We start from the raw sequence: 658 nt of genomic DNA, 5'->3' as shown, positions 1-658 counted from the left end.
CTTTTATTTGCTTTAATTCCTTTATCTCTTTTAGAATACTAAAAATATAGAAACTAAATAGAACTACACCTAAAACAGATAAAACGAAGAAACCAAACGGAAGTTTTCTTCCCATACCAGCTACTACTCCAAGGGATAAAATACCGATAGCCATTATGGAAATTATGAAGATAAACCACAAGTAAATCATGTAAAACTTATAAAGATAACAAAAGGACTTATTTTTTTGTTTAGGCTTATCCTTCCATTTTAAATAAAAGAAATTTAAATTATTTATCCAACATATTGGGTTCAATATAAAATCAAGTCTTTCTTAGTTCAATGACTTGATCGTATCGACTTTCATTATCAATATGGTGAGCGATTTCTAACACCATCATCGGTAGTGAGAAAATCAAGTCTCGAACCATCTGGCTATTTTCTGCGTCAAGAGCTGCAGTTACCTCATCTGCTAATAAAATATCCTTTTTACGAAGTAGGAAGCGGGCTAGTTCAATCCGGACTCGTTGTCCGCCTGAAATATTTTCTCCGTTATTAGTGATTACAAAATCAAGCCCATCAGTTAGTTCATGGTCGAGTTTGACCTGTCTTAAAACAGTCTCTAATTCTTGATCTGAAAACTCCTGTCCCAAACTGAGATTGTAGCGAATAGTATCAT

General features: G+C 33.4%; 1 protein-coding gene. It reads right to left on the bottom strand.

All coding sequences use genetic code 11. The features are described from left to right. Window positions 1-302 precede the first annotated feature (302 nt). Window positions 303-658: ATP-binding cassette domain-containing protein (locus HMPREF2893_RS02355; RefSeq protein ID WP_148131908.1), on the bottom strand; the 356-nt coding region annotated here is incomplete at its 5' end.

The organism is Streptococcus sp. HMSC072C09, assembly GCF_001813105.1.
GTDB lineage: Bacteria > Bacillota > Bacilli > Lactobacillales > Streptococcaceae > Streptococcus.
Note: the sequence above shows the minus strand (reverse complement) of the source record. Positions and strands in the feature narration are given on the sequence as shown.